We start from the raw sequence: 16,250 nt of genomic DNA on the forward strand, positions 1-16,250 counted from the left end.
CTTCAGGGCATGAGCTCGCCCGCCCTGCAGATCTGCGCCGGGCCGGCCGCTGCGGCGCGGCTGGCCGAGCGTGGCCTGAGCGCTGCGGATGTCGGCCTGATTCCTGCCGCCGCCGGCGGTCCCAAGGGCCTGATCCTCAACGGCCTGGACCGCTTCCTCTTCGGCGACTGGCTGCCGCAGAGCAGCCACCCGGTGCATCTCGTCGGCGCCAGCATCGGCGCCTGGCGCATGGCGACGGCGGCCCTCGCCCACCGCGACGTCGCCACCGCCTTCGAGACGATGGCCGAGGCCTACGTGACGCAGGAGTACGACGTGCTGCCTGGTGAGAAGCGCCCGCGACCGGAGGGCGTGAGCCGGCGCTTCGGGGAAATCCTGGCCCAGATCTTCGAAGGCCGTGAGGCCGACGTACTCGCGCATCCGCGCTTTCGGCTGCACGTCGTCACCTCGCGCGGCCAGCACAAGGGGCTGGGCCTGCTGGCGCGCGAAGGCCGGCTGCGCACACCGCTGGGCTATCTGGGCGCCTTCGCGGCCAACGCCGTCTCGCGCCCGCTGCTGGGGCGCTTCCTGGAGCGCGTCGTCTTCTCCGACCCCCGCGACCGCCTGCCGCTGAAGCTGAACGACTTCACGACGCGGGAGGTCCACCTGTCGCGCGCCAATCTGCGCGGGGCGCTGCTGGCGAGTTGCTCCATCCCGTTCTGGCTGCAGGCCCAGCAGGACCTGCCCGGGGCGCCACGTGGCGCCTACTGGGACGGCGGCATCACGGACTACCACCTGCACCTGGACTACCGCGCCCTCCAAGCCGCCACCGCGCCGCTGGTGCTCTACCCGCACTTCCAGCGCCAAGTCGTGCCCGGCTGGCTGGACAAGGCGCTGAAACACCGTCATCGCTCGACGGCCTTCCTCGACAACGTCGTGCTGCTGTGTCCGTCGCCCCAGTGGATCGCCACGCTGCCTGGCGCCAAACTGCCGGACCGCAGCGACTTCATGACGCTGGACGCCAAGGAGCGCCGCCGCCGCTGGCGCATGGCGGTCAGCGAGAGCCAGCGGCTCGCCGATGATTTCGCCGCGTTGACCGCACGCGACACCATCCAGGCGCTGCCGCTTTAGAATCACGCTTCACTCCCCTCACAAGAGCGAGAAAGGCACCCTGGTTATGACACCGCGAACTACGACCACCTTCACCGGCAACACCGGTAATTAGTCGGCCGCGGCACGTCACGTCTTCTCGCCCCTTCCCACCGTTTGGGGCAACGAACAAAGCGCGGCACCTGGCCGCGCTTTTTCATTTCTGCCCTGTTCCAAGGGATTCGGAGCACCCCATGATTTCGATTCAACTCCCCGACGGCTCCCGCCGTGAGTACCCCGCCGCGCTGACGGTGGGCGACGTTGCCGCCAGCATCGGCGCCGGCCTGGCCAAGGCCGCCCTCGGCGGCAAGGTCGACGGCAAGGTGGTCGACCTGAGCCACGTCATCGACCACGACGCGCAGGTCGCCATCGTCACCGACAAGGACGCCGACGGCCTGGAGCTGATCCGCCACTCGACGGCACACCTGCTGGCCTACGCCGTCAAGTCGCTGTACCCCGATGCCCAGGTCACCATCGGCCCCGTGATCGAGAACGGCTTCTATTACGACTTCGCGTACAAGCGTCCGTTCACGCCCGAAGACCTGGCCGCCATCGAGTCCAAGATGACGGAGCTGGCCAGGAAGGACGAGAAGGTCTCGCGCCGCGTGCTGCCGCGCGATGAGGCTGTGCAGCACTTCAAGGCCATGGGCGAGGCCTACAAGGCCGAGATCATCGAGAGCATCCCGGCCGACCAGGACGTGTCGCTGTACGCCGAAGGCGCCTTCGAAGACCTGTGCCGCGGCCCGCACGTACCCTCCACGGGCAAGCTCAAGCACTTCAAGCTGATGAAGGTGGCTGGCGCCTATTGGCGCGGCGATCACCGCAACGAGCAGCTGCAGCGCATCTACGGCACGGCCTGGGCCACCAAGGATGACCTGCAGAAGTACCTCGTCATGCTGGAGGAAGCCGAGAAGCGCGACCACCGCAAGCTCGGCAAGGAACTGGACCTGTTCCACATCGACGAGCATGCGCCCGGCGTCGTCTTCTGGCACCCCAAGGGCTGGACGGTCTGGCAGGAGGTGGAGCAGTACATGCGCCGCGTCTACCGCGACAACGGCTACCAGGAAGTCAAGGGTCCGCAGCTGCTGGACAAGACGCTGTGGGAAGCCTCCGGCCACTGGGAGAAGTACAAGGACAACATGTTCACGACGGAGTCGGAGAAGCGCGATTACGCGCTCAAGCCGATGAACTGTCCCGGACACATCCTGATCTTCAAGCACGGCGTCAAGAGCTACCGCGACCTGCCGCTGCGCTTCGGCGAGTTCGGCCAGTGCCACCGCAACGAGCCCACCGGCGGCCTGCACGGCATCATGCGCGTGCGCGGCTTCACGCAGGACGACGGCCACATCTTCTGCACGGAAGACCAGATCCTGCCGGAATGCGTGGCCTACACGGCGCTGCTGCAGAAGGTCTACAAGGACTTCGGCTTCACGGACATCATCTACAAGGTCGCGACGCGCCCCGACGCGCGCATCGGCTCCGATGAGGTGTGGGACAAGGCCGAGCACGCGCTGATGGAGTCCCTGCGCGCCTCCGGCGTCGAGTTCATCATCGCGCCGGGCGACGGCGCCTTCTACGGCCCCAAGATCGAATACACGCTGAAGGACGCGCTGGGCCGCCAGTGGCAGTGCGGCACGATGCAGGTCGATTTCTCGATGCCAGGCCGCCTGGGCGCCGAGTTTGTCGACGAGGACGGCCAGCACAAGAACCCCGTCATGCTGCACCGCGCCATCGTCGGCAGCCTGGAGCGTTTCATCGGCATCCTGATCGAACAGCACGCCGGCGCGCTGCCCGTCTGGCTGGCTCCGACGCAGGTCGTGGTGGCCAATATCACCGACGCGCAGGCCGATTACGTGGCGGAAATTGTGAAATCGCTGCAAAAACAAGGGCTTAGGGCCTCGGCCGATTTGCGCAACGAGAAGATCACCTATAAAATCCGCCAGCATTCCATGCAAAAGCTGCCGTACATCCTTGTCGTAGGCGACAAGGAAAAGGCGAATGGCAGCGTTGCGGTACGCGCCCGTGGCAACCAGGACCTCGGCGTGATGCCCCTGCAGGACTTCCTAGCCAGGATCTCCGCAGACATCACCAACAAGGTCTGAACGAGCCGTCCGGGCGCGATTTGTTTTGTTTGGCCCCTCGCCTTGGGGGCCGTTGAAAGGTCCACACCATCGCTACGTTTGCCGACCGTCGCGCGATTCCGGAGCGCAAGCACCGCCTGAACCGCGAAATCATGGCTCCCGAAGTCCGCCTGAACGGCCCCGAGAATGAACCCATCGGGGTCGTCAGCATCCAGGAAGCCCTGCGCATGGCGGGCGACATGGATGTGGACCTGGTCGAGATCTCCCCTACCGCCAATCCGCCGGTCTGCCGGCTGATGGACTACGGGAAGTTCAAATACATCGAGCAAAAGCGCGCTGCCGAGGCCAAGTCCAAGCAGAAGGTCATCGAAATCAAGGAAGTCAAGTTCCGTCCGGGCACGGACGAAGGCGACTACCAGATCAAGATGCGCAATCTGCGCCGCTTCATCGCTGAAGACGGTGACAAGGGCAAGGTCACGCTGCGCTACCGGGGCCGCGAGATCACGCACCAGGACATCGGCATGCGCCTGCTGGAGCGGATTCGCGACGAACTGGCCGACGTGGCGATCGTCGAGAACATGCCGAAGCTCGAAGGTCGGCAGATGATCATGGTCCTGGCGCCCAAAAAGCGCTGAGATCAACCAGGTTTGACTGGTCGGTTTGGTCGCCGGCCGGTTCACAAGTCTCCTGAGGCCAACAAGCATGCCGGGCTCACCGGCATCGCCCCAGGGACATACTTAAAAGGAGCATTCACATGCCCAAGATGAAGACCAAGAGCAGCGCGAAAAAGCGTTTTCGCGTTCGTCCGGGTGGCACCGTCAAGCGCGGTCAGGCGTTCAAGCGCCACATCCTGACCAAGAAGACCACGAAGAACAAGCGTCAGCTGCGCGGCGCTGTGAACGTGCACGAAACCAACATGGGTCACATCGCTCAGATGCTGCCCTTTGCTGGTCTGTAATCCCACCAACGACTCAAGGAGAAACACATGCCTCGCGTCAAACGTGGTGTAACCGCTCGTGCCCGTCACAAGAAGGTCCTGGCTCTGGCCAAGGGCTTCCGCGGTCGTCGTAAGAACGTCTTCCGCATCGCCAAGCAGGCGGTGATGAAGGCGGGCCAGTACGCCTACCGTGACCGCCGCACCAAGAAGCGCGTCTTCCGTCAGCTCTGGATTGCCCGTATCAACGCCGCTTCGCGTGGCCTGGGCCTGTCCTACAGCAAGTTCGTGGCGGGTCTGAAGAAGGCCCAGATCGAGATCGACCGCAAGGTCCTCGCCGACCTGGCCGTCAACGACCCGGCTGGCTTCGCCAGCATCTTCGCCAAGGTGAAGGCCGCGCTCGCCTGATTGCGATCCGTCCCGGCTCACGTCGGGGCACGCAACTTTTGAGGGCCGGCCCACCAGGGTCGGCCCTTTCTCATTCCGAATTCCCGATGTCCGATCTCGACGCTTTGCTGCAAGCGGCCCAGGCCGACTTTGCCGCCGCTCCCACGCCCGCCGAACTGGAAAACGCCAAGGCGCGCTTTCTCGGCAAGTCCGGCCGCGTGACTGAACTGATGAAGGGCCTGGGCGCCCTCAGCATCGAGGAAAAGAAGACCCGAGGCGCCGAGATCAACCAGCTCAAGGTCGGCATCGAGGCCGCCCTGACTGCCCGCCGCGACGCGCTGGCCGCCGCCGAACTGGAGAAGCAGCTCAAGGCCGAGGCACTGGACGTCACCCTGCCGGGCCGCAGCCGCGGCACCGGCGGCCTGCACCCGATCACGCGCGCGATGGAGCGCATTGAGGCGATCTTCGGTTCCATGGGCTTCGACGTCGCCGATGGCCCCGAGATCGAGACCGACTGGTACAGCTTCTCGGCGCTGAACAACCCCGAGAATCACCCGGCCCGCTCCATGCAGGACACGTTCTACGTCGACATGAAAGACGAGAACGGGTCGTGGCTGAACCTGCGCCCGCACACCAGCCCGATGCAGATCCGCTACGCCCAGGCCCACGCCAAGCGCTACGCCGGACAAGACACGATGCCGGAAATCCGCGTCATTGCGCCGGGCCGCACCTACCGCGTCGACAGCGACGCCACCCACTCGCCGATGTTCCACCAGGTCGAAGGCCTGTGGGTGGGCGAGAACATCTCGTTCAAGGACCTGAAGGCGGTCTACCTGAACTTCATCACCGCCTTCTTCGAGACCGACCAGCTGCAGCTGCGCTTCCGCCCCAGCTACTTCCCGTTCACGGAACCCAGCGCCGAGATCGACATCATGTTCGAGAGTGGCCCGCTGAAGGGCCGCTGGTTGGAGGTGTCGGGCTCCGGCCAGGTGCATCCGCAGGTGATCCGCAACATGGGGCTGGACCCCGAGCGCTACATCGGCTTCGCCTTCGGCTCCGGCATCGACCGGCTGGCCATGCTGCGCTACGGCGTCAACGACCTGCGCGCCTTCTTCGACGGCGACCTCCGCTTCCTCTCGCAGTTCAAGTAATCCCGAAGAGCTATGCAATTCCCTGAGTCCTGGCTGCGCGAGTTCTGCAATCCGCCGCTCAACACCCAGCAGCTCGCCGAGCTGTTGACGATGTCTGGCATGGAAGTCGAAGAGCTGCGCCCCGTCGCACCGCCCTTCCACGGCATCGTCGTCGCGGAGATCCTCGAAGCCGAGCAGCACCCCAACGCCGACAAGCTGCGCGTCTGCAAGGTCAACGCTGGCGGCCCCGAACCGCTGCAGATCGTCTGCGGCGCGCCCAATGCCCGCGTCGGCATCAAGGTGCCACTCGCCACCGTCGGTGCAGAGCTGCCGCCCGGTGAAGACGGCAAGGCCTTCAAGATCGGCGTCGGCAAGCTGCGCGGCGTCGAGAGCTTCGGCATGCTGTGCTCCGCCCGCGAGCTCAAGCTCAGCGAAGACCACGGAGGCCTGCTGGAGCTGGCCGCGGACGCCGTTATCGGCGAAGACATCCGCCTGCACCTGAACCTCGACGACACGCTGTTCACGCTGAAGCTGACGCCCAACCTCGGCCACGGCCTGAGCGTGTTCGGCGTCGCGCGTGAAGTGGCTGCGTTGACCGGCGCACCGCTGCTGAAGGCCGAGTTCCCAGCCATCAAGCCGACGCTGGATGACAAGCTGCCGGTGCGCGTCGAAGCCACCGACCTCTGCGGCCGCTTCTCGGGCCGTATCGTCAAGGGCATCGACACCAAAGCCAAGACGCCCGCGTGGATGGTCCAGCGCCTGGAGCGCTGCGGCCAGCGTTCGGTGACGGCGCTCGTCGACATCTCGAATTACGTGATGTTCGAGTACGGCCGCCCGTCCCATATCTTCGACCTGGACAAGATCAGCGGTGAGCTGGTCGTGCGCTGGGGCCGGGCCGGCGAGCAGTTGAAGCTGTTGAACGGCAACACCATCACGGTCGACGAGAAGGTCGGCGTCATCAGCGATGCACGCGAGGTCGAGTCCCTCGCCGGCATCATGGGCGGCGACCACACCGCCGTGTCCGACGACACGAAGAACATCTACGTCGAAGCCGCCTTCTGGTGGCCCGAGGCCGTCATGGGCCGCGGGCGACGCTACAACTTCTCGACCGATGCCGGCCACCGCTTCGAGCGTGGCGTCGATCCGTCGCAGACCGTCGAGCACATCGAGCGCATCACGCAGCTCATCATCGACATCTGCGGCACGGCCGACACGCAGGTCGGCCCGATGGACGACCAGTCGCCCAACGTGCCCGTGCGCAAGCCAGTTGCGCTGCGCGTCGCCCGCGCCGCCAAGGTGATCGGCATGGAGGTCACGCAGGCCGATTGCGAGCGGGTCTTTGAGCGCCTGGGCCTGCCCTTCACGGCTGCCGACGGCATCATCACGGTGACCCCGCCCAGCTGGCGCTTTGACATCCTCATCGAGGAAGACCTCATCGAGGAAGTCATCCGCGTGATGGGCTACCCGACGCTGCCATCCACGGCACCGCTGGCGCCCATCGTCGGCCGCACAGGTTCGGAGTCACGCCGCGCCAAGCACGCGCTGCGCCGCGCCGTCGCCGAGCGCGACTACTTCGAGACCATCAACTTCAGCTTCGTCGAGGAACGCTGGGAGCGCGATCTGGCCGGCGTCACGGACCCCATCAAGCTGCTCAACCCCATCGCCGCGCCGCTGTCGGTGATGCGCACCAGCCTCATCGGCAGCCTCGTGCAGGTGCTTCGCCACAACCAGACCCGCCGCGCGACGCGCGTGCGCGTGTTCGAAATGGGTCGCGTGTTCAAGCGTGACGCGCGCGTGGCCAGTGGCCCGCTGTCGGTCGCTGGCATCGAGCAGCCGCTGCGCCTGGGTGGCCTGGCCTGGGGCCCCGCCGACCAACAGCAGTGGAGCCAGAAGGATCGCGCCGTCGACTTCTTCGACGTGAAGGGCGACCTGGAAGCGCTGTTCGCCCCGCAGATGCTGACCTTCGAAGCCGCCGAGCACCCGGCGCTGCACCCGGGCCGCAGCGCTCGCGTGAGCCTGAATGGCAACATCATCGGTGTCGTCGGCGAACTGCACCCGCGGTGGCGCCAGGCCTACGAGATCAGCGGTGGCGCGCCCGTGGTGTTCGAGCTGGATCTAGACGCTGCACTGACCCGCACCCTGCCCCACGGCCAGCCGCTACCGCGGCAGCAGGCCGTGCAGCGTGACCTCGCGCTGGTCGTCAAGGACAGCGTCAGCCATGACGCACTGATGACCACCATCACGACGGCCGGCGGCGCATTGCTGCGCTCTGCGAGGCTGTTCGACGTCTTCAAGCCCGTAGCAGGTGTCACCACCGACCTGCAGCCCGACGAACGCAGCCTGGCCGTGCGACTGGAGCTGCTGGACGACGAGGCCACGCTCACCGACGAACGCATCGACGCGGCCGTGGCCGCCGTCGTGGCCGCCACCGGCAGCGAGCTCAGCGCTCGCCTGCGCGGCTGAGCCCAGAAGGAAGACAGGACATGGACGCCAACGACGCCAAGAAGCCCGAATCCGCCGTGGTCATCGGCAGCCTGGAAACGCCCACCCTGACGAAAGCCGAGCTGGCCGAACTGCTGTTCGACAAGCTGGGGCTGAACAAGCGTGAGTCCAAGGACATGGTCGAGGCATTCTTCGACATCCTGCACGACAGCCTCGTCAAGGGTCAGGACGTGAAGCTGTCCGGCTTCGGCAACTTCAACATCCGCCGCAAGGCGCCTCGCCCGGGCCGCAACCCGCGCACCGGGGAATCCATCCCCATCAAGGCACGCAACGTCGTCACCTTCCACGCCAGCCACAAACTCAAGGGGGCGGTGCAAGGGGATACGCCTGCTGGGGAAGACTTCGAGTAGAGTCTGCCCTCCCCCCGCGAACTTGTTGATTTGCAATGAGAATTTGCAATGGATAGGGCGCTTCCCGCCATCCCCGCCAAACGCTACTTCACCATCGGTGAGGTCAGCGAACTGTGCGGCGTGAAGCCCTACGTGCTGCGTTACTGGGAGCAGGAGTTCACGCAGCTCAAGCCCATGAAGCGGCGCGGCAACCGGCGTTACTACCAGCACCACGAGGTGCTGCTGATCCGCCGCATTCGGGATCTGCTCTACGACCAGGGCTTCACGATCAGCGGGGCACGCAACCAGCTCAACGAAGGTCTGCCCCCCACGGCGGCGCAGAGCTTCCGCGATGAGGCGGAGGCCGCACAAGCGGCTGATTTGGTCCCCTCGCGAGACGATGAAGAGGATGTCGACGTCGTCGACATGCCGCCGGCGGAGCTGGCCGCCGTTGTTGCCAGTCGCCACGTGGCGCACCATGTGTCAGCCCAGCCACTGAAGGCAGCAGGCGCCTCGCTCACGCTGCCTGTGCTGGGCATCGAGACCATCACGTCGCTTGAACAGGTGCGTGCAGAACTGTTGGCCATCAGAGCCAGCCTTCTCGGCTGAAAAGGATCCGAAGTTGTCGGGGCAACTGTAAAACTCAGCTATACTTATTGGCTCAGTCGGGGCGTAGCGCAGCCTGGTAGCGCACTTGCATGGGGTGCAAGGGGTCGCGAGTTCGAATCCCGCCGTCCCGACCATTTTATTGAAGTAGATCAACGGGTTAGCAGCTCAGGCCGCTAACCCGTTTTTCGTTTGCGCCCTCGCATACCCGCTGAGGGGTAAACGGAGGGGTAAACGGCGCTGCGGCTGGCGGCGGACCTTTGCGAACGTGTACGGAGCAAAAGTCACCGGCGTTGCTCTTTCTGGTGCGTCTATGCATGCAGTCGAAAGCCCAACGCTCCTATGTCCAGCCGCACGACGTCGCGTTCGCGAACTGGCGTGGTCACCGACTGAAACTAGACCGCGTCACAGGCGATGAGCTGGAGGAGGCGTAGGTACGCGAACGTCAGGCGCTGCTAGACCATGCCCCTGCCGCGCAGGCCCGCCCTTCGCTCAGCTGCCCGCCGGGCGCAGCCGGCGCGACGGCGCCAGGTCGTTCTGCGCCGCCCTTGCTTGCGTACCAGCCACCTTGCGCGATAGGTACTGCCACAGGCTCGCCAGTGCCGTCAGGCCACGTTCAGATGAAGCCTGCGTCGGCTAGACAACTATGTATTGACGAACGTCATCTGTCATCTAACCCGGCTTGGCCGCGTCAGCGCCTCGACCACCTGAATCGACTTGCCTGAAAGTGGCCCCAATCCCGCTTAAACCTTTTGCTTCCGTAAGTCCCCCCCAACCCGCCGATCAAGGTGGGCTTCTAGTAGTCCATATTGAAGGCGGGGCTGCTGCACGCGAGCCTCCTGTCCACCGTATTCTGAGGACGTCCCACACGCCTCGCAGCTTCAGTTTGGAGGCTTTTGCTACCAATGCCGGCATCCAATGCCGGCATCCGATACCAGCATCCAATGCCGGCATCCGATACCAGCATCCAATGCCGGCATTCGATGCCGGTATTCGATGCCAGCATTGGATGCTGGCATTGAGCGCCGAGGTACCGAGCGGCTACCGCTCCAACTGAGTCGCTCCACGCCGCTGGCGTAACGGCTCCAGCCCACGGAAGCCGTCAAAAGCCACTCCCTACCTTGTTGCTATGCTCTGCAAAACAGCATGCGGCGCAGCAGCACGGAGGAGCCCTCACGGGTGGCTGATGGACAAGCAAAGCAACTTTGGCTTCCTGGCCGAACACTCGCCGTTGCTGTCCGATTTGGGCGCCACGGCAGAACGGCTGTTCCCGTTCGACCCGGCCAGCGCGGTACTGAAGCTCCGCCTTCTGGCGGAGGCAATCGCGCAAGACATCGCTGCTCGTATCGGCGTCCAACTCCAGCAGCCCACGCAAGCCGAACTGCTGCGCGCAGTTGATTCACGCTTAGGTCTCGACCAGCAGGTTCGGCAGATGTTCCATCTGCTGCGCCAACGAGGCAACGCCGCAGCGCACAACATCGACCATGACATCGGCTATCGCGAGGGGCTGGAAGCGCTCAAAGTTGCCCGTGAACTGGCCGTCTGGTTCCACCGCACATTCGGTAGTTCGCCCAACTTCAAGCCCGGCCCCTTCGTCTTGCCCGACGACCCCAGCCAACGGCTGGTGGAGCTGCAACGCCAAGCTGCGGACCTAGCCGCTCAGCTCCAAGACGCCCAACGCCAGCAAGCTGCACAGGCGGAACTTGTCCAGCTTCGCGAAGCGCAGACCGCGCAAGAGCGTGAGCTGACCGTTCGCGCAGCGGAGGAACGCGACATCTACCAATCCTTGGCCGAAGAGGCCAGCCAGCGCTACGCGTCCCTCAAGGCCGATTTCGACAAGGCAATGAGCCAGCGCTCGGGCCCGACGGAAGATTTGGCCAACTTCGCTCAGCGCGCCTCCGCGGCTGCTCAGCTGGTACAGATTGACGAAGCCACAACCCGGCTGCTCATCGATCAGCAGTTGATCGACGCCGGCTGGACGGCAGACACCGTCAACCTCACCTATGCCAAGGGCGCCCGCCCTGAGCGCAACAAGAATCTCGCCATTGCCGAGTGGCCGACACAAGGCCAGCAAAGTGCCGACTATGTGCTGTTTGCGGGGCTGACCCCCATCGCCACTGTCGAGGCCAAGCGCCTCAACACCAACGTCGCCGGCAAGATAGATCAGGCCGAGCGCTACGCGCGCGGGCTGCGTGTTGATGGAGATCTCCAAGGGGCCTGGGCCCAGGATGGCGGCACCGGCCCGTGGCCTGACGGTCAAGGCGGTCATTTCGCGGTCCCGTTTGTCTACTCCTGCAACGGTCGCCCGTTGGTCAAGCAAAGTGCCGAAGCCAGCGGGACGTGGTTCCGCGACCTGCGCCACCCATCTCGCCTTCGCAAGCCGCTGCCCGGATTTCATTCCCCAGACGGACTGATCGACCTGCTGAAGCGCAGCCGGGTCGACGCCGAGGCGCGCTTGCGCGTCGAAGGCTTCGACTACCTCCACCTGCGTGACTATCAGAAGCTCGCCATCCAGGCCGTAGAAGGTGTCCTGGAAGCGGACCAAGTCAACTGCCTGCTCGCCATGGCCACGGGCACGGGCAAGACCCGCACCATCATCGGTCTCATCTACCGGATGCTGAAGACGGAACGCTTCCGGCGCATCCTGTTCCTTGTGGATCGGTCGGCACTGGGCACCCAGGCGCTCGATGTGTTCAACGAAGCGCCGTTAGAACAGAACCAGCCCCTCTCCAAGATCTACAACATCGCCCAGTTGGGCGACATGGCTGCGGAAGCCGAGACCCGCGTGCAGGTGGCGACCGTTCAGGCGATGGTGAAACGCATCTTTGCCAGCGATACGCCGCCACCCATCGATGCCTACGACTGCATCATCGTGGACGAAGCGCACCGCGGATACGCGCTCGACCAGGAAATGACTGAGGGAGAGCTGGCGCTGCGAGACCAGGCGCAGTACCTGTCCACCTATCGCCGGGTCATCGAGTATTTCGACGCCGTCAAGGTCGGCCTGACCGCCACGCCGGCACGCCATACCAGCGAGATTTTCGGCAAGCCGGTCTACACGTATAGCTACCGCGAGGCCGTCGCGGACGATTGGCTCATCGACCACGAGCCCCCGATCAGGTACGAAACCGTGCTGTCCCGTGCCGGCATCCACTTCGACAAGGGCGAGAAGGTCGAGGCGCTGGACACGACGACGGGCGAGATCCAGGCCGCGGTTCTTGACGACGAATTGGACTTCGAGCTGGAGGCCTTCAACCGCCGCGTCATCAACGAGGACTTCAACCGCGTCATCTGCGAACAGCTGGCCCAGGAGCTGGATCCCAGCGGTGAAGAGAAGACCATGATCTTCTGCGCCACCGACCAGCACGCTGACATGGTGAAGCGCCTCCTGGACGCCGAGTTCAGCAAGGTCCACGGCGAGCACTACAACGAAGCGGCAGTGCGCAAGATCACTGGCGCATCCGACAAGGTGGACCAGCTCATCCGCCGCTACAAGAACGAGCGCTTCCCGACCATCGCCATCACCGTAGACCTGTTGACCACGGGTATCGACGTGCCGGCCATCTGCCACCTGGTCTTCATGCGTCGGGTCAAGTCGCGAATCCTCTACGAACAGATGATCGGCCGTGCCACCCGCCGCTGCGACGAGATCGGCAAGACCGTCTTCAAGATCTACGACCCGGTGGACCTCTACGCTGCGCTGCAGTCGGTCAACACCATGCAGCCGCTGGTGAAGGACCCCAAGGTCAGCATCGAACAACTGCTCGACGAGCTGAACAACCCGGCCAGCTACGACGCCCCAGGCTCCAGCAACGGCCGCAGCCATGCGCACGACGTGCTGGACCAGCTCAATCAGAAGCTCATGCGCGTGCTGCGTAAGGCCAAGCATGAAGCCGAGAAGCGGCCCGCGGTGCGCGACAAGCTGCAGCAGTTGGAGCAGCAATGGGGCGTCCCGCCCGAGAAGCTGCATCAGCATTTGCACAAGCTCGGCGAGGAGCAGGGCGCTCGGGGGGCCGCGGACTTCTTGCGCGACAACACGCGCCTGCTCGTGCAGCTGACCGAAGTGCAGCGAGTGCTGGGCACCGCCTACATGCCGGTGATCTCCACCCACACCGACCAGCTGGCGGAACGAGTCCAGAGCTGGGGCAGCTACACGCGCCCCGAGGACTACCTCGACAGCTTCGGCACTTTCGTGCGCGAGCAGATCAACCAGTCGGCCGCGCTGGCCGTCGTCGTGCAGCGCCCCCGGGACCTGACCCGCGAGCAGCTCAAGGAGGTCAAGCTGCTGCTCGACCAGCACGGCTATTCCGAGGCCAACCTAAAGGCCGCCTGGCGCAACAAGAGCAACCAGGACATCGCTGCCAGCATCGTGGGCTACATCCGCCAGGCCGCCATCGGCGAGGCGCTGGTGCCCTTCGAACAGCGTGTGGCCCAGGCAATGCAAGCCATCTATGCGATGCGCAACTGGACGCCCGTACAGCGCAAGTGGCTGGATCGCCTGGGCAAACAACTCGCACTCGAGGTCGTCGTGGACCTAGGTTTTGTCAACCGCGCCTTCGCGCAGGACGGCGGTTTCAAACAGGTGGACAAGCTACTCAGCGGCCAGCTCGAGCAAGTTATGAGCACACTGATCGGCGGCCTTTGGGCACAGTCGGCCTAGCCATTTTGTTCAAGCCAAGCCCCCTGACTGTCAGCCCAAAGCCCCCTCCCCCAGAAACTGATCCCATGGAAGTCAAAGCCCAAGTCCACACCATCGCCAAGCTCAAGGACTATCACTTCCTCGTGCCCGACTACCAGCGCGAGTATGTGTGGAAGGCGGACGACCAGGTCGAGCAGTTCCTCGCCGATATCGCCAGCGAATTCGAGCCAGAAGCAAAAGACCAGAGCAGCTATTTCATCGGCTCGATCATCATCGTCAGGAACGGCAGCAAGTACGACGTCATCGACGGCCAGCAGCGGCTGACGACTACCGTGCTCACCATGTGCGCCCTGCGCGACCTGCTCAAGGGCAAGCCGCTGGACCCGCGGCAGCTGCAGTACTTCCAGACCATTGAGAGCTGGCTGTCCAGCTTCGACATGGATGCCAACGAGGTGCAGGTCCGCCTGGAACTGCAGTACGAAGAAAGCAAGGACTTCCTGCTGCAGTTGATCCAGGGCCAACCCACCCCGCCCGAGGACACCGTCTCCATCCAGCGCATGCGTGAAGCCTATGAGCGCATCACGCTGCACCTTCAACAACATCTGACCGTCAGCCTGGAAGCGCTGGCCGAATACGCCCGCTACTTCCTGACCAAGATCGACCTGGTGGTCATCGAGTCAGAGAACCTGAGCAGCGCGCTCAAAATCTTCGAGACCATCAACCAGCGCGGGGCCGGCCTCAACGCCATGGACCTCGTCAAGAACCTGCTGTTCAGCAAGGCCAAGGGTCAAGACTTCTCGCGCATCAAGGACAAGTGGAAAGATCTCACCAGCCACCTGCAACGCGCTGGCGAGGGCGACAGCCCCTTGCGGTTCCTGCGGTACTTCCTCATGGCCCGGTACTACCAGGGCATCCTGCGCGAAGACGAGCTGTACAAATGGGTCATCTCAGGCGAAGGCAAGCGCAGCCTGCGCTATGAGGAGTCACCCTACGAACTCGCCGTCGAGCTGGAAAAGGGCGCTCGCCGCTATGCAGACTTGGTCTGCGCCACCGAGCTGCAAAACGACGGCGGCGACTATCCGGCAGTCACGCGCATCGGCTTCATCAACAAGGTCAAGTCCCGGCAGCACCTGATCTTGTTGCTGGCCCTAGACAACCGCTGCCCGCCTGATGCCGTCAACTACCTGGCCCAGCAGATCGAAAGCTTCTTCTTCTACAGCAACACCCTGGGCATCCAGACCAAGAACTACGAACGTCAGTTCTCGCAATGGGCGGCCCATCTGCGCGGCCTCCAGACGGAGTCCGATATCGCAACAATCGTCGATGCGACGCTGCGTCCCTTCCTCGTAGAAAAGCTGGACGAGTTCCGTCGGCGGTTCCTGGCTCTTCGAGACAACGACTACGCCCCCCTCTACCGCCTGCGCTACGTGCTCGGTCGCATGGAAAACACCTTGCTCGCCCAGTGCAACACGCCACAGAAGGGGCTGCGCTACATAGATGGGCTGCAGATCGAGCACATCCTGCCTCAGACCCCGCGTGACGGCATCATCCCGCCAGCGCTCGCCAGCAACCAGCCCGAGTACGAGGCCCACGTCTACCGCCTGGGCAACGTCACCCTGCTCGAAAGCGTCATCAACCAGGCCGTCAACAACTTCAACGACCTCAACGGCACCTGGTTCACCGACAAACAGGGCCAGTACGCCAAATCGGGCCTGCTCAGCACCCAGTTGCTCGATCACAGCTTCGCCATCGGCGTGAACACCGCTGTCAACCGCCTGTCGGCGCAACCCAGCGTCAACTTCCGTACAGCCCATTGGGACGGTCAGGCCATCCAGCAGCGGCAGACCGCGTTGCTCGAGCTCGCCCTGGATACCTGGACCCTCAACAGTCGTCGCCTCGACGCATGAGAAGTCCTCAATCCGTCGATGCGCTGGAGAACCTGGGACGTGCGCGCCTGTCCACGTCCTTCTTCATGCGCGACTTTCTCTACAGCGAGATCGCCAACCACCACGGGCTGCGCAATGTGCCGAATGATCCCGATCTGGCGATCAAGGCTGGCACGCAGCTCTGCGAGCAGCTCCTGGAGCCATTGCAGGACGTCTGGGGCCGCTTGGCCATCCGCTCAGCGTACCGATCACAGGAGATCAACGCTTTGGGCAACGAGAAGGGCTACAACTGCGGTAGCAACGAGCGCAACGCGGCCCGGCACATTTGGGACATGCGTGACGGCAGCGGTGGCATGGGCGCCATGGCGTGCGTCGTCGTGCCCCGGTTCACGGACCTATACGAGCAAGGCGCCGACTGGCGCGCCATGGCGTACTGGATTCACAACCACCTGCCCTACAGCGAGCTGCAGTTCTTCCCGAAGCTCTGCGCGTTCAACATCGGCTGGCAAGAGCGTCCGCGACGCGCCATCCACAGCTACATCGAGCCGGCGGGAAACTTGATCGAGCCGGGGCTGCCGCCCAACGGAGAATTCGCGTCCCACTACACAGACCTGCAGCCCTGACACCGCGC

At 64.2% G+C, this 16,250-nt stretch carries 12 protein-coding genes and 1 tRNA gene; all 13 read left to right on the forward strand.

From position 1 onward, the window contains the following. The first annotated feature begins 9 nt into the window (after positions 1 to 9). Complete coding sequence (locus ACG02S_RS16325; protein WP_394471528.1) at positions 10 to 1,107, forward strand: patatin-like phospholipase family protein; 1,098 nt, start codon at positions 10 to 12, stop codon at positions 1,105 to 1,107. Between the two features lie 212 nt (positions 1,108 to 1,319). After that, positions 1,320 to 3,227: a threonine--tRNA ligase gene (gene thrS, locus ACG02S_RS16330; protein WP_394471529.1), complete on the forward strand. Its 1,908-nt coding sequence runs from the start codon at positions 1,320 to 1,322 to the stop codon at positions 3,225 to 3,227. A 68-nt stretch (positions 3,228 to 3,295) separates the two neighbouring features. Then, positions 3,296 to 3,841 carry a translation initiation factor IF-3 gene (gene infC, locus ACG02S_RS16335; protein ID WP_394471556.1) on the forward strand — a complete coding sequence of 182 codons (546 nt, stop codon included), beginning with the start codon at positions 3,296 to 3,298 and terminating at the stop codon, positions 3,839 to 3,841. 119 nt (positions 3,842 to 3,960) lie between these two features. Further along, positions 3,961 to 4,164 carry a 50S ribosomal protein L35 gene (gene rpmI / locus ACG02S_RS16340; RefSeq protein WP_119042821.1) on the forward strand — a complete coding sequence of 68 codons (204 nt, stop codon included), beginning with the start codon at positions 3,961 to 3,963 and terminating at the stop codon, positions 4,162 to 4,164. 27 nt (positions 4,165 to 4,191) lie between these two features. Then, the gene (gene rplT, locus ACG02S_RS16345; RefSeq protein ID WP_025564000.1) at positions 4,192 to 4,548 is read left to right on the forward strand and encodes a 50S ribosomal protein L20; all 357 of its coding nucleotides are present in this window, start codon (positions 4,192 to 4,194) and stop codon (positions 4,546 to 4,548) included. 86 nt (positions 4,549 to 4,634) lie between these two features. Further along, positions 4,635 to 5,678 (forward strand): phenylalanine--tRNA ligase subunit alpha, encoded by a 1,044-nt coding sequence (gene pheS / locus ACG02S_RS16350; protein WP_394471530.1) that lies wholly within the window; start codon positions 4,635 to 4,637, stop codon positions 5,676 to 5,678. Between the two features lie 12 nt (positions 5,679 to 5,690). Next, positions 5,691 to 8,120 carry a phenylalanine--tRNA ligase subunit beta gene (gene pheT, locus ACG02S_RS16355; RefSeq protein WP_394471531.1) on the forward strand — a complete coding sequence of 810 codons (2,430 nt, stop codon included), beginning with the start codon at positions 5,691 to 5,693 and terminating at the stop codon, positions 8,118 to 8,120. 20 nt (positions 8,121 to 8,140) lie between these two features. Next, positions 8,141 to 8,509 (forward strand): integration host factor subunit alpha, encoded by a 369-nt coding sequence (locus ACG02S_RS16360; RefSeq protein ID WP_394471532.1) that lies wholly within the window; start codon positions 8,141 to 8,143, stop codon positions 8,507 to 8,509. Between the two features lie 48 nt (positions 8,510 to 8,557). After that, positions 8,558 to 9,097 (forward strand): MerR family transcriptional regulator, encoded by a 540-nt coding sequence (locus ACG02S_RS16365; RefSeq protein WP_394471533.1) that lies wholly within the window; start codon positions 8,558 to 8,560, stop codon positions 9,095 to 9,097. 57 nt (positions 9,098 to 9,154) lie between these two features. After that, positions 9,155 to 9,231: transfer RNA gene (locus ACG02S_RS16370), tRNA-Pro, on the forward strand. A 1,049-nt stretch (positions 9,232 to 10,280) separates the two neighbouring features. Continuing rightward, the gene (hsdR, locus tag ACG02S_RS16375) at positions 10,281 to 13,754 is read left to right on the forward strand and encodes a type I restriction-modification system endonuclease (RefSeq protein ID WP_394471534.1); all 3,474 of its coding nucleotides are present in this window, start codon (positions 10,281 to 10,283) and stop codon (positions 13,752 to 13,754) included. A 65-nt stretch (positions 13,755 to 13,819) separates the two neighbouring features. Continuing rightward, entirely contained in the window at positions 13,820 to 15,640 is a 1,821-nt protein-coding gene (locus ACG02S_RS16380; protein WP_394471535.1) for a DUF262 domain-containing protein, read from the forward strand. Continuing rightward, positions 15,637 to 16,242 carry a hypothetical protein gene (locus tag ACG02S_RS16385; RefSeq protein WP_394471536.1) on the forward strand — a complete coding sequence of 202 codons (606 nt, stop codon included), beginning with the start codon at positions 15,637 to 15,639 and terminating at the stop codon, positions 16,240 to 16,242. The genes ACG02S_RS16380 and ACG02S_RS16385 overlap by 4 nt, the downstream gene beginning before the upstream one ends. The last annotated feature ends 8 nt before the right edge of the window (positions 16,243 to 16,250 follow it).

The sequence above is a fragment of the Pelomonas dachongensis genome, assembly GCF_043555865.1.
GTDB classification, from domain to species: domain Bacteria; phylum Pseudomonadota; class Gammaproteobacteria; order Burkholderiales; family Burkholderiaceae_C; genus Pelomonas; species Pelomonas dachongensis.

Excerpts from the sequence above, each read along its gene's own strand:
- ACG02S_RS16380 (WP_394471535.1), top strand. The coding sequence starts at position 13,820 with ATGGAAGTCAAAGCCCAAGTCCACACCATCGCCAAGCTCAAGGACTAT.
- pheT (WP_394471531.1), top strand. The coding sequence starts at position 5,691 with ATGCAATTCCCTGAGTCCTGGCTGCGCGAGTTCTGCAATCCGCCGCTC.
- rpmI (WP_119042821.1), top strand. The coding sequence starts at position 3,961 with ATGCCCAAGATGAAGACCAAGAGCAGCGCGAAAAAGCGTTTTCGCGTT.
- pheS (WP_394471530.1), top strand. The coding sequence starts at position 4,635 with ATGTCCGATCTCGACGCTTTGCTGCAAGCGGCCCAGGCCGACTTTGCC.
- hsdR (WP_394471534.1), top strand. The coding sequence starts at position 10,281 with ATGGACAAGCAAAGCAACTTTGGCTTCCTGGCCGAACACTCGCCGTTG.
- ACG02S_RS16365 (WP_394471533.1), top strand. The coding sequence starts at position 8,558 with ATGGATAGGGCGCTTCCCGCCATCCCCGCCAAACGCTACTTCACCATC.
- thrS (WP_394471529.1), top strand. The coding sequence starts at position 1,320 with ATGATTTCGATTCAACTCCCCGACGGCTCCCGCCGTGAGTACCCCGCC.
- ACG02S_RS16360 (WP_394471532.1), top strand. The coding sequence starts at position 8,141 with ATGGACGCCAACGACGCCAAGAAGCCCGAATCCGCCGTGGTCATCGGC.
- ACG02S_RS16385 (WP_394471536.1), top strand. The coding sequence starts at position 15,637 with ATGAGAAGTCCTCAATCCGTCGATGCGCTGGAGAACCTGGGACGTGCG.
- rplT (WP_025564000.1), top strand. The coding sequence starts at position 4,192 with ATGCCTCGCGTCAAACGTGGTGTAACCGCTCGTGCCCGTCACAAGAAG.
- ACG02S_RS16325 (WP_394471528.1), top strand. The coding sequence starts at position 10 with ATGAGCTCGCCCGCCCTGCAGATCTGCGCCGGGCCGGCCGCTGCGGCG.